Below are 12,844 nucleotides of genomic sequence, written 5' to 3' on the forward strand. Positions count from 1 at the left end.
GAGTCTATCATGTTCTGGAATCCCGGAGACAAAGTCCGCGTCAAACAGCGGACAGGAGAATACATCGCCGAAGTGCTGGAAATTCACGATACAAAACTTTTGGTCAAAGTGCTGGCAGTGACGAAATACCCGCAACAGGGCGATCTGCACACTTCCTATGAAGTAGACGTGCCGCTGTTCCACCAGCGTCCAGCGCTTTCTTATCTGGAAAAATTCATGGCCCCGGTGTCGGCAGTGATGCGTTACAACGGCGAGGTGCCCGAGTACAAAGAATCTGTGCGCATCGCCATGGAGAGCGAGATGGACAAGCTGAGAAAAATGGCGGCTTGGGCACAGCGCTGCCTGACGGAACTGGAAGCAATGCACAAGGAAACCTTTACAAACCCGAAATAGAGTGGTACTGTAATACTCGAACGTAAGACAATTGCATAGGTTTACTACCAAACGGGGGCCGAGCGTCGTTGGCTGAGATTGTAACGAGTGTGTTACTGACCGTTGAACCTGACCTGGGTCATGCCAGCGGAGGAAGAGGTATATGAATCGATTTCACTAGGGCGGTCGTTTGCGAGATTTTTCGCAGAGGATGCGCACCAGTTGATGAGATCAACTCAACCATCCCACGGCGGATGGTTTTTTTATTCCATCTGTCCGTTTGGATACGTATACGGCTTCCACCGTTTGACTGGAGTGACTTCCGGCAGGCGAGGGAAGCCGTTTTTTGTCCCTCGGCAAGTGCCACCAAGAAGGAGGAATACAATGGTTGTTGTGCTGAATGGAAAAACAGCAGAGCTTTCGGCCGAAATCAATACGGTTCGCGCTTTGCTCGCTTCGTATTCCCTGCAAGAGAAAATCGTGGTCGTGGAGCGCAACGGAGAAATTATCGACCGCTCCCTGTATGAACAAACGCCGATTGCCGATGGAGACCGCATCGAAATCGTTCATTTTGTCGGAGGAGGATGATCATCATGGATACTTTGAAAATTGGACCTTACGAGTTTCGCTCCCGTTTGTTGCTCGGAACTGGAAAATTCGCAGACTTGGAAACGCAAGGGAAAGCGGTGGAAGTGTCGGAAGCGGAAATTTTGACGTTTGCCATTCGCCGACTGAATTTGGAAAATCCGCAAGAACCGAACTTTTTGGAACAGCTCGATCTGAAAAAATTCACCCTGCTGCCAAATACAGCAGGAGCCTATACAGCCGAGGAAGCGGTGCGCATCGCCCGCCTGGCGAAAGCGTCCGGCTTGTGCGACATGATCAAGGTAGAGGTCATCGGTGACCCGAAAACATTGCTGCCTGATCCGATCGGCACATTGGAAGCGTCGAAAATTTTGGTCGAGGAAGGCTTCATCGTGTTGACTTACACGAACGACGATCCGATTCTCGCCAAGCGCTTGCAGGATGTAGGCGTTCATGCCGTCATGCCAGGAGCGTCGCCGATCGGTTCCGGCCAGGGAATCGTCAACGAAAACAACTTGCGCTTCATCATCGAGGACGCCAAAGTGCCGATCATCGTCGATGCGGGAATCGGTTCTCCGGCAGATTGCGCGAAAGCAATGGAGCTGGGCGCAGACGGTGTCTTGTTGAATACGGCTGTTGCTCTCGCGGACAATCCGGTTTTGATGGCAGAAGCGATGAAGCTGGGCGTGGAAGCGGGACGCAAAGGCTTTTTGGCAGGACGCATCCCGAAAAAACGTTACGCGCAAGCGAGCAGCCCAGTGGAAGGGATGATTGAGTAGCGTGGATCGTCTGACAGAAGCGGTAGAGTCGATCGCCAATCGCAAGGACGAGCTGTTCGCCCTGTTGGCAAAGCTCGTTTCCCAGCCGACCGTCAGTCCGCCCGCGCGAAACAGCGACGAGGCGCAATCCGTCATCGCAAGCGAGCTTGCAGCCATGGGCTTTGCGGTGGATCGCTTCCAGGTTTACCCCGGCGACGACAACGTGGTAGGTCGTCTTCCCGGCAGCGATTCGGCGCGGGCAAACAGCCTGATTGTCAATGGGCATATCGATGTGGCCGAGGTTGGAGACGAAACGGGCTGGACGTATCCGCCCTTTTCGCTGACGCTCGGCGCAGACGGTCGCTTGTACGGACGCGGGGTCGCGGACATGAAGGGCGGGCTCGCTGCGAGTTTGTTTGCCATCCAAATGCTTCGCGAGCATGGCGTCGAGCTGGCAGGCGATCTGCTGTTCCAATCCGTGATCGGAGAGGAAGCCGGAGAGGCGGGGACGCTCGTTGCCATTGAACGCGGCTACCAGGCTGACTACGCAGTCGTCGTCGACACGAGCAACTTGCATATGCAAGGGCAGGGCGGCGTCATCACTGGCTGGATTACGATTGAAAGCCCGACTACGCTGCACGACGGCATGCGGGCACAGACGATCCATGCCGGAGGACGAGTGCGCGGAGCTTCTGCGATTGAGAAAATGATGAAGGTAATCTCGGCTCTGCAAGAGCTGGAGCGCGACTGGGCTGTGATGAAAGCGTATCCCGGTTTTCCTGCCGGCAGCAACACCATCAACCCGGCCGTCATCGAAGGAGGCCGACACGCGGCCTTTATCGCCGACCGTTGCGCCTTGTGGATTACGGTTCACTTTTATCCGAACGAATCATATGAGCAAATGATTGGCGAGATCGAGGATCATATTAGAAGAGCGGCGGCGGCCGATGTGTGGCTGCGGGAACATCCACCCGTGTTTCGCTGGGGCGGTCGCTCCATGATCGAGGAGCGGGGAGAAATTTTCCCTTCCCTGGAGCTGGACGCCAATCATCCGGCACTCGCCCAGCTGCAAGCGGCTTATGAGCGCGAGCTGCACGCGGCACCCGTCGTGGACATGTCTTCAACGGTCACGGACGCTGGCTGGTTCGCCCATGCCGGAATCCCCGCTGTCCTGTTCGGGCCAGGCGAACTGAAGCATGCGCACGCCGTAGACGAATCGATCGATCCTGACCAGCTCGTCCAGTTTGCCCAGATCATGGCCCGCTTCATCGCCAGTTGGTGCAATACGCCGAAGGAAGCAAAGGAGTGAGGAAGCATGGCGACTTTTACAGACCGTTTGTTGCGCAGTGTGGCTCCGATCTGGGAGCAGGTTCACCAGCATCCGTTTGTTACCGGACTTGGTGACGGGACATTGCCAGTGGACGCATTCAAATTTTACATGAAGCAAGACTACATCTACCTGATCGACTACGCCAAAATGTTTGCGCTCGCAAGCGTGAAAGCATACGATCTGGAAACAAGCGCGCGCTTCGCCGCTTTGCAGGAGTCGACGCTGAACACGGAAATGGAGCTGCACCGCCAATACGCAGCGCGCTTCGGAATTTCCCGCGAAGAGCTGGAAGCGACAGAGCCGTCTTTTGTCATGCTCGGCTATACCAGCTACATGCTGCGTGTCGCGCATCAAGGCTCGCTGGCAGAACTGGTCAGCTCGCTGCTGCCGTGCACGTGGAGCTATTGGGAGATCGGCAAGCGATTGGCCCAGGTCGAAGGGGCGCTCGATCACGAGCTTTATGGCGAGTGGGTGCGCATGTACAGCTCCGATGAGTTCGGGCAGCTGGCAATCTGGCTGATCGACATCATGAACGAGCTGGCAGAGGGCAAAAACGAGCAGGAGCTGGCGAGACTGGAAGAGTATTTCGTCAATACGTCCAAGATGGAGTACATGTTCTGGGATATGGCCTATAGAGAGGAAATGTGGCCGTGCGCGATCAACTAGCTTTTTCCCAAGTCCGCTTTTCGTACAGCCATACGCCGATTCTCGAAGATTTTGATCTGCGGGTGAAAAAAGGCGAGTTCGTCAGCATGATCGGGCCAAGCGGGATCGGAAAAAGCACGTTGTTCCAGCTGATCGCAGGACTTTTGCAGCCTGACCAGGGAGAAATCCGGCTGGGGGAGGCACGGATGGACGAGCGGTTGGGGCAAGTAGGCTATATGCCCCAACGCGATTTGCTCATGCCGTGGCGCACGATTGTGGAAAATGCGGCGTTGCCCTTGGAAATCAAAGGGATGTCCAAAAAGGAAGCGCAGCAGCGGGTGCGGCAGGAGCTGCCCAGGTACGGACTTCAAGATTGGGCGGATGCCTATCCGGCCCAGCTTTCCGGCGGCATGCGGCAGCGCGTCTCCTTTTTGCGTGCCTTGCTGTCCGGTACCGATCTCATGCTGCTCGACGAGCCGTTCAGTGCGCTGGATGGAATTACGCGCCTGGACATGCAGGAGTGGCTGATGGACAAGTGGCAGGAAACAGGCAGCACGATGCTGATGATTACGCATGACATCGACGAAGCGATCCTGCTTGCAGACCGTGTGATCGTCCTGCTCGGCAAGCCGATCCGCACACCCGTAGAGTTGAATGTCACCATTCCGCGTCCTCGCTCTGTCACGAGCAGGAATCAACCAGCCTTTTTGGCTTTGCGCGAAGAAATTTGGGGCTTGCTGCGAGCTGAGCAGACCAAGCTACAATTGCTGGGGAGGGAGGCAAGATGAGCAGAGGAATTTGGTTCGGCATCTCCATCGCGATCTTTTTCGCCGCGTGGGAAGCCGTTTGCCGCATATTTGCCGTGCCTCCGTTCATTTTGCCGCCGCCAAGCACGGTTGTTGTGGCGCTTTGGGATTTGCGCGAGTCGCTGCTCGGTGTGCACTTGTGGGCGACCTTGAAAGAAGTGCTGCTCGGGCTGTCCGTCTCGATTGTGTTTGGTGTGCTGCTGGCTTTTGCCATGAGCATGAGCAAACTGATCGAACGACTGGTCTATCCGTATATCGTCATATCCCAAACGATCCCAATTATAGCATTATCACCCGTATTTATTTTATGGTTCGGGTACGATTTATCGGGAAAAATCGCGGTGACGATCTTGTTTACGTTTTTTCCGATCGTCGTCAACACGTATGACGGTCTGCGCTCCACCGATCAAGAGATGTTGCAACTGATCAAGACGATGGGCGCTAACCGCTGGCAAATATTCACGAAGCTTCAGCTGCCGTCCTGCCTGCCGCATTTTTTCAGCGGCTTAAAGGTAGCCGCGACTTACAGTGTCGCGGGGGCAACCATCGGCGAATGGCTGGGGGCGAGCGAAGGGCTTGGCTACTTCGGCAGACGGGCGTCCGGCAATTTTCAGGCGCCAGCTTTGTTCGCTTCTGTGCTGCTCTTGTCCGTCCTGGGAATGCTCCTGTTCTGGCTCGTCGGCCGGATCGAGCGCCAGCTTTCCCCGCACACGAAAAACAAACAACCATCATCCAAGTGAGAAAAGTAGGGAGAACAACGATGAAACCAATTCGTACATGGACCAAAACGCTTTTGGCACTGACGCTTGCCACCGGGCTTGCTGCGTGCGGCAATCAGTCCGGAGCAGGCACGACTGCGCCGGAAACAGCTACTCCGGGACAAAAAGCGGCAGAGCCTGCCGAACTGACAGTAGCTCTCGACTGGTACCCGAACGCCGTGCACTCTTTCTTGTACGCCGCAGAGGAACAAGGCTTTTTCAAGGAAGAAAACCTCAAGGTCAACCTGCAAATGCCTTCTGACAGCAACGATCCGCTGAAAATGGCGGCAGCAGGCAAAGTAGATTTGGCGATCAGCTACCAGCCGCAGCTCATTCAGGCGCGCGCGGAAGGCATTCCCGTCGTTTCTGTAGCGGCGCTCGTTCGCCATCCATTGAATGTAATCATGACGCGCAAAGACGGCGAGATCGACAGTCCGCAAAAGCTGGCGGGCAAAAATATCGGCTATCCGTCCATTCCACTCGACGAGTCGATCGTTCGCCAAGTCGTCAAGCATGCTGGCGCGGACGATTCCGGCCTGTCCTTCACCGATATTGGCTTTGACATCGTTCCGGCTTTGACCGCGAAGAAGGTCGATGCGGTAGTAGGCGGCTACATCAATCACGAGCAGCTCATTTTGGAGAAAAACGGTGTGCCTGTCAACGTGATCAAGCCATCCGACTTCGGCGTGCCGGACTACTATGAGCTTGTGCTGGCTACGAGCGACGACACATTGGGCAAAAAGCAACAGGCTGTAGAAGGCTTCCTGCGCGCGATTGCCAAAGGGCAAGACTACGTGAAAAACAACAAGGAAAAAGCGCTCGATTTGCTGCTCGCCAAACAAGCCGCGGAGTTCCCGCTGGAAAAAGACATCGAGACAAAAAGCCTCGATATTTTGATCCCGCTGATGGACGCAGGCGACAAAAAGTTCGGTGCGATGACAGCCGAGTCGTGGCAGACGCTGATCGACTGGATGAAACAAGAAAAGCTGATCACGACCGATGTGAAAGTGGAAGACATCATGCGTGATCTGGTGAAATAAGCGATAAGCGCAGAAGGAAACGGTAAAACCCCGACCGTCCAACTTCCTGGAACGATGCTTCGTTCCCGCAGGAAGCTGGATGATCGGGGTTTTTGTGCAGTTATAACATACAATTTATGGATAATGAGAATCTTTTTACCTATTGACTGGGTATATTTTCCATGGTATTTTTTGGTTAGTTGTTTCGATAAATTTCTAAATATCTAATAAAGATGTTCCGAAAGTAGGATCGATGAACTATGTCCATGAATCATGCGTTTAAGGCGCTGTCTGATCCGACAAGGAGAAAGATGCTTGACTTGTTGCGGGAGAAAGACATGACGGCTGGCGAAATCGCCGAGCATTTTGCAATGACGAAACCGAGCATTTCCCATCACCTCAATCTGTTGAAGCAGGCGGAGATGGTTTTCGACGAGCGAAAAGGCCAAAACATCTACTATTCCTTAAATACCACCGTGTTTCAAGATCTCTTGAAATGGGTTATCCAATTTCATGCGAAAGAGGAGTCATAACATGAAAATCTCGGGTTTGACGATTTTGTTTTTTCTGATCAGCGTGGCGATGGGGCTGATCTGTTATCCATCCATGCCTGACAAAATGACCATTCACTGGGGCATGAATGGCGAGCCGAATGGATTTGCGCCCAAACTGTTGGGTGTCTCGTTTGTTCCGATCATGATGGTCGTTATCTTCGTGTCCTCGCTCTGGCGCAGGCAGAACTACCAAAAGTTCGAGAGCAGCAAAGACGCGATCTTGAATACGCTCATGTTTGCGCTTCTCGTCATCCACGGTTTGATCATCGCATATGGTTACGGATATATGGTAAACATATCCATTTTTGTGACGCTGATCTTGGGCGTTCTGTTTATCACGATGGGCAATTTCATGCCGCGCTTTCGCCATAATTATTTGATCGGCATACGCACGCCATGGGCGCTGGGCAGTGAACAAGTGTGGAAAATGACGCATCATTTCGGTTCCCGCGTATTTTTCCTCGGCGGGATTCTCATTGTCCTCACTGCCTTTTTGCCGCAGCCGATCCACTCGTTTGCGCTGCTGCTGGTCGTCGTGGCGACGATTGTGATCACTATCGGGAGCAGCTACTACTTTGCCAAAAAAATCCGGAAGGGGAGAGTACGATGAAAAATGTGAAAATTGCCTTGCTCTTGGCAGGGATCAGTGCGATCGGTTTTATCGCGGCTACGCCTTATTTGTTAGCGATGGTGGGAGATGCGCTCGCTGTGGTGCCGCTGCCGTTGCCCGCCGTGATCGTGCTGTTTGTCGTGCAGGGCAGCATCTCGGCGTTTTTGCTGGCATGGGCTGGACTGACGCTGGCAGGAAAGGTCGGACTCGATGCTCCGATCCTGCGAAATTGGATGTACAAAACTGGCGGTGCGACTTTTAACAGGCAAGGCATCGTGCAAGCGGTCATTTTCGGGCTGCTCGGGACGTTCATGATCTACCTGCTGGAACGACTGATTTTCCAACCGCTCTTGCCGATTCTCACGGAAAAGGCACAAGCCTTGAATACGCCAATTTGGGCAGGTGTCCTCACCTCCATCCAGGGCGGGGTGTACGAGGAAGTCATGGTGCGGCTGTTCATGATGACGCTGATCGTCTGGATTTTGAGCAAGCTGTTTGGGCGTCACTCCTCGCCCAAGGCTTGGATGTACTGGATCGGAATTGTCGGTGCAGCCTTTTTGTTCGGGCTAGGCCATCTGCCAGCGGCCGCCACTTATTTTGGCGAGATTACTCCGCTGTTGTTCATTCGCACTATCGCGCTTAACGGAGTGGCGGGAATTTTGTTTGGCTACCTTTACTGGAAGCGCGGGCTGGAGTATGCGATGATTGCTCACGCGATCGGGGATATCCTGCTGCACGGCTTTTTAAGCTAAGGGAGCGGGATTGTTTTTGGGCAATGCCGTGGGAGAAGGGGCAGCATTGCCCAAAACGCACAATTTTTTGAAAGGTAATAAAAAGCAATTTTTAATTTTAATGGAAATTTATTGAAAAGGGAAATCGTTTAAGCGTAATATAGTAATTGGAATTTATTAGCAATAAGGGGGGGCATTCCTTGCGCTTTCTCACGAATTTTTCGCTTAGAAACTCGACAGCAATCATCATTATCAGCCTCCTGGTCGTCATAAGTGGAATCGTTGCTGCCATGTCTCTCAAGGTGGAGCACATGCCGGATGTGTCTTTTCCTGTGCTTCTTGTCAGCACTCCTTACCCGGAGGCATCGCCGGAAGACGTTCTGGATGATGTGACGAAACCGTTGGAACGAGAGCTGGGTCATGTATCAGGCATCAAGGCGTTGGAATCTTACTCGAACAGCAATAGCTCCGTGCTAAAAATTTATTTGGAGACCGGCTCGGACGTACAGGCTGTCCGGGATGAGCTGGAACGAAAAGTCTCCGGCATCTCGCTTCCCGCCAAAGCAGGTCGACCGCAAGTCATGATCCAAGGATTCAGCAGTCAGCCTGTCTACTATTTGTATGTGGCAGACAAGGAGCAAAACAGCGGATCGGACTCCTTTGACAGCGAAGTAAAGGAGTCGGTGCTAAAAGAGCTGGAAGGCATTGCCGGAGTCGATAAAGTGTCGACAGTCGGCGGGCAAGGGCAAGAAATGAAAGTGTTGCCGAACGTCGATGCACTCAACTATTACGGAATCTCTCCGCTCCAGTTGAAGCAGCTGTTGCTCGACAGCCACGTGGCGATGCCGATCGGGACGCTCACCGAAGACGGCGAAGAACGGATCATTCGCGTCGTAAGCCGCTACCTCCATGTAGAAGATATTCGCGACACCAAGCTGTTTCTCCCGGGAGATCCGAAAAACGGGCTTGCTTACGTCAGGCTTGGCGACATCGCGGACGTCCGCTTTGACCAGGTAGCTCACTCGATCAGCCGTTTTAACGGCCAAAATGGCATCAGCATCAACATCTACAAAACACGGGACGCCAATGCGGTAGAAACAGGCGATGCGATCCATGCGAAAATAGCCCGGTTGCAAGCCGAGTACCCAAATTTGACCTTTACCACGATTTACGACACGTCCCTCGATATCAAAAATTCGATTAACGGCATGCTCAAGGAAGGGTTGCTCGGAGCCGTGATGGCGTCCCTGATCATCCTTTTGTTTTTGCGCCATGTGAAAGCGACGATGATCGTCCTCGTTTCCATTCCGACCTCGATCCTGGTCAGCCTGATTTTCATGTCCTGGATGGGGATCACGCTCAACATGATTACCTTGTTCGGGATGGCAGTCGCTGTCGGGCGGGTCGTGGATGACAGCATCGTCGTGATCGAAAATATTTTCCGCCATTTGCAGTTGAACAAGGAACGCAAAGAAAGCCTGATTCAGATGGCTACCCATGAAATGCTCCACGCGATTACCTCATCGACGTTTACCACCACTGCCGTATTTTTGCCGATTGTGTTTGTCGGCGGGATGATTGGAGAAGTATTCCGGCCGTTTGCCCTGACCGTCGTCTGCTCGTTGTTCGCCTCGTTGCTGGTGGCCGTGACGATCGTTCCGCTGCTGGCCAAGCTCATCATCCTGAAAAATCGCAATATCAAGGAACATGAGCCGGGCAAAGGGACGAATCTGTACCGGAAGCTGCTTCACTGGTCGCTCAACCACAAGCCAGCGGTCGGACTTTTGTCTTTTGTTCTGTTCGTAGCGAGTCTGGCCTTGCTTCCTTATATGAAATACGGGTTGCTGCCTGACTCGGAAGCCAAATACATATTCGTTCAAGTAACGATGCCAAAAGGGACCCAGCTCAACACCCTCGACCAAACGGTCAGTCAGATCGAGGCCAAATTGCGCGAACAGCCGGGAGTTGCTTCGATACAGAGCAGCCTTGGTTCTGAAGAGGAAGCGGACATCCGCCGGACGAACGAAGCCGTTCTGCTGATCAAAACAGGGGATGACGTGAACCTCGATCAGGCCATTAAAAAATGGGAGGGCATCATCAAGCCCGATATCCCGATCGGAACCGAGATGGTATTGACCAAGCCGGGCAGCAATGAAAGCAATCAGTTCAAGCTCATCCTGCACGGGCCGGACCTGGAACGGTTGAAAGAGGCGCGCGAAATCGTCAAGGCCAAAATGAAGGAAAGTCCGCTGTTGACCAACGTGCGCGACAATTTGAACGATGTGAACAAGGAGATCGTCATCAAGGTCAACCGGGACGCGGCCGCAGAACTGGGAATTTCGCCGATCCAGGTGGCGCAAGAAGTGAACCTCCTAGTATCAGACACGAAAATCGGAAAAATCAAAATCAACGAAAAAGACTACGATCTGTCCTTTGGACTGAGCGACAATCACGCGAGAACGCTGGATGAGCTGAAAAACGTCTACATTCAAACGCCGAGCAAACAGCAAGTACGTCTGCTGGACTTCGTCGAGATCGATCAGGAAAAAGTGCAGTCCCAGATCAATCGCAAGGATGAGCAACAATTCGTGCAGATTACGGCTGATATTACGAGCGATAACAAAGGCGGCGCGAGCAGTTTCCTGTTTGCCATGCTCAAAGCGGAAAAGCTGCCGAACGGCGTCACGCTGTCATCCGAAGGCGTCTCAAGCGACATGGAAAAGAGCTTCAAAGACATGCTGCTCGCCATCGGCGCTGCGATTTTCATCGTGTACGTCGTCATGCTGATCACGTTTGGCAATGCGACGGCGCCGCTTGCCATTTTGCTGTCACTGCCATTGGCTGCGATTGGCGGCTTGTTCGGCTTGTTCGTGACAGACTCCGTTCTCGATGCGACAGCGCTCATCGGCTTTTTGATGCTCGTAGGCATCGTCGTGACCAACGCGATCGTCTATGTGGACAATATCCAGCAGCGGAGGCTGGCGGGTGCTTCCATGCGCGAGGCGGTTGTCCAAGCGGGCCTGACACGCTTGCGTCCGATTGTCATGACGGCAGTTGCGACGGTCTGTGCCCTTTTGCCGCTTTGCCTCGGCTTTTCAGAAGGGGCCTTGATGACGAAAAGCTTGGCGATTGTCGTCATCGGCGGGCTGATTACTTCGACGATCCTGACCTTGATCGTCGTTCCGATCGGGTATGAACTGTTGTACCGGATCAAAAAAGAGTTTTTTACTCCTGATACCCAAGAACCAGATATGGAGCCAGGTGAGGATATGTTTATTTCAGTGCTGCGAAGTTTACGCGATATGAAAAAGTCTGGGTAGAGACGGAGGGCTTTTCGGGAATGAAGAAAAGGAAGCTAATCAACGCAGGTGTGGTTTGCCTGATCGGAGCTGCGATCATCACAGGATGCAATGCACAAAGCACGGCAACAGAAGAGAGCAGCAAAGGACAGGCGCAAAGCGAAAAACCGTCCGGTACGGAGATCGAGATGATCAAAGCGGAAAATTCCCTCGACGTCAAAGTAGCGGAAGTGACGGAGGGCGAGCTGAAAGAGTCGGACAAGCTGCTGGCGGAAATTTTCGCGAATACGGATGTGAGCATCCTCGGCAAAACGAGCGGGACCGTCTCGCAAATCCTCGTGAAAAAAGGGGACGCCGTCAAAAAAGGACAAGTCATCGCCAAGCTGGACAATACCGAGGCGCTGCTCAGGCTGCAACAGGCAGAAGCGAGCTTGGCCGTCGCCAAAGCCAATCTGGAAAGCGCAAACCGGATGGGAACGTCCACGCAACTGGCCGAAAGTCAGTTGAAGCTGGCGGAACAAACGTATGCGAATGCAAAAGGTTCGATTGCGCAAGGAATGGAGCTGGCACAGGCGAACTACGACCGGGCCAAAAAGCTGTATGAGCAGCGCGCCATGTCGAAGGGCGAGCTGGAAAACGCCCACAATGCGTTTTTGCAGGCGAAAAATCAGTACCAGAGCCAGCTGGATCAGGCGGAAACAGCTTTGAACAATGCCCGCACACAGGTGAATCAGGCAGATAAAAACGGGCGGGTCACGAAAGCCAATGTCCAGCAGGGGCAAGCCGAGGTGAATATCGCCCGAAATGCTTTGGACAACACGCTGATCAAGGCTACCGTCGACGGCATTGTCACGGAAATCCTCGTGCAGGAAGGGGATACGATCACCCTGCAAAAGCCTGTTGCGACGATCATTAACCTCGATCCGGTCATTGTGAAGGTAAACGTTTCCGAAAAAGCGTTGCCCAGCTTGCCAAAAGGCACGCAACTGGATTTGCAAGTCCCGTCCCAGGGCGTCAAGGTCAAGGGAAGTGTCTCCTACGTCGGCCTGAGCGCTTTTGAGCAATCAAGGCTGTTCCCTGTGGAAATTGAAGTGCCGAATCCGAAAGGCACGCTGCTTCCCGGGATGAAGGCTGAAGTGTCTGCGAAAAAAGGACAGGCGGGCATTCTCGTTCCAACCGACGCGATTGTGGAGCGAAATGGGAAGTCGGTCGTCTACGTCGTGAATGAAACAAGAGTGGCTGAACAGGAAATCTCGATCGCGCTGAAAGGAACAGAGATGACGTTGATCGAGTCTGGTGTGAAGCAGGGAGACAAAGTTGTGATCAAAGGCCAGTCCCAGTTGAAAGACGGCGCAAAAATCAACATCGTTCCCTAGC

13 protein-coding genes and 1 riboswitch are annotated in these 12,844 nt (G+C 53.3%); all 13 genes read left to right on the top strand.

The window, feature by feature from the left end; genetic code table 11:
* Positions 1-9 precede the first annotated feature (9 nt).
* The 13 genes from kapB to M2298_RS07405 all read left to right on the top strand — a co-directional run bounded on the left by kapB (position 10) and on the right by M2298_RS07405 (position 12,843).
* A complete protein-coding gene (gene kapB / locus M2298_RS07345; RefSeq protein ID WP_063231022.1) occupies positions 10-393 on the top strand; it encodes a kinase-associated lipoprotein KapB in 384 nt (127 codons plus the stop codon).
* Positions 394-434: 41 nt separating this feature from the next.
* Positions 435-545: riboswitch (TPP riboswitch) on the top strand.
* A 211-nt stretch (positions 546-756) separates the two neighbouring features.
* The gene (gene thiS / locus M2298_RS07350) at positions 757-960 is read left to right on the top strand and encodes a sulfur carrier protein ThiS (protein WP_063231021.1); all 204 of its coding nucleotides are present in this window, start codon (positions 757-759) and stop codon (positions 958-960) included.
* 5 nt (positions 961-965) lie between these two features.
* On the top strand, positions 966-1,736 hold the full coding sequence (locus M2298_RS07355; protein WP_122963637.1) for a thiazole synthase: 771 nt from the start codon (positions 966-968) through the stop codon (positions 1,734-1,736).
* A complete protein-coding gene (locus M2298_RS07360; protein WP_280648385.1) occupies positions 1,729-3,024 on the top strand; it encodes an acetylornithine deacetylase in 1,296 nt (431 codons plus the stop codon). Before M2298_RS07355 ends, M2298_RS07360 begins: the two co-directional genes overlap by 8 nt.
* Before the next feature lie 6 nt (positions 3,025-3,030).
* Positions 3,031-3,711 carry a thiaminase II gene (gene tenA, locus M2298_RS07365; RefSeq protein ID WP_280648386.1) on the top strand — a complete coding sequence of 227 codons (681 nt, stop codon included), beginning with the start codon at positions 3,031-3,033 and terminating at the stop codon, positions 3,709-3,711.
* On the top strand, positions 3,696-4,478 hold the full coding sequence (locus M2298_RS07370; RefSeq protein ID WP_122963295.1) for an ABC transporter ATP-binding protein: 783 nt from the start codon (positions 3,696-3,698) through the stop codon (positions 4,476-4,478). Before tenA ends, M2298_RS07370 begins: the two co-directional genes overlap by 16 nt.
* Positions 4,475-5,236: an ABC transporter permease gene (locus M2298_RS07375; RefSeq protein ID WP_280648387.1), complete on the top strand. Its 762-nt coding sequence runs from the start codon at positions 4,475-4,477 to the stop codon at positions 5,234-5,236. Before M2298_RS07370 ends, M2298_RS07375 begins: the two co-directional genes overlap by 4 nt.
* 20 nt (positions 5,237-5,256) lie before the next feature.
* On the top strand, positions 5,257-6,294 hold the full coding sequence (locus tag M2298_RS07380) for an ABC transporter substrate-binding protein (protein WP_122963293.1): 1,038 nt from the start codon (positions 5,257-5,259) through the stop codon (positions 6,292-6,294).
* Between the two features lie 245 nt (positions 6,295-6,539).
* On the top strand, positions 6,540-6,806 hold the full coding sequence (locus M2298_RS07385) for an autorepressor SdpR family transcription factor (protein WP_173596005.1): 267 nt from the start codon (positions 6,540-6,542) through the stop codon (positions 6,804-6,806).
* 1 nt (position 6,807) lies between these two features.
* Entirely contained in the window at positions 6,808-7,437 is a 630-nt protein-coding gene (locus M2298_RS07390; protein ID WP_122963291.1) for an SdpI family protein, read from the top strand.
* Complete coding sequence (locus M2298_RS07395) at positions 7,434-8,189, top strand: CPBP family intramembrane glutamic endopeptidase (RefSeq protein WP_122963290.1); 756 nt, start codon at positions 7,434-7,436, stop codon at positions 8,187-8,189. Before M2298_RS07390 ends, M2298_RS07395 begins: the two co-directional genes overlap by 4 nt.
* A 179-nt stretch (positions 8,190-8,368) precedes the next feature.
* On the top strand, positions 8,369-11,488 hold the full coding sequence (locus M2298_RS07400) for an efflux RND transporter permease subunit (protein WP_173598772.1): 3,120 nt from the start codon (positions 8,369-8,371) through the stop codon (positions 11,486-11,488).
* A 20-nt stretch (positions 11,489-11,508) separates the two neighbouring features.
* A complete protein-coding gene (locus tag M2298_RS07405; RefSeq protein WP_274875304.1) occupies positions 11,509-12,843 on the top strand; it encodes an efflux RND transporter periplasmic adaptor subunit in 1,335 nt (444 codons plus the stop codon).
* Position 12,844: the final 1 nt, after the last annotated feature.

Origin of the sequence: Brevibacillus sp. 1238 (assembly GCF_029892995.1) — a bacterium.
Taxonomy (GTDB): Bacteria; Bacillota; Bacilli; order Brevibacillales; family Brevibacillaceae; genus Brevibacillus; species Brevibacillus parabrevis.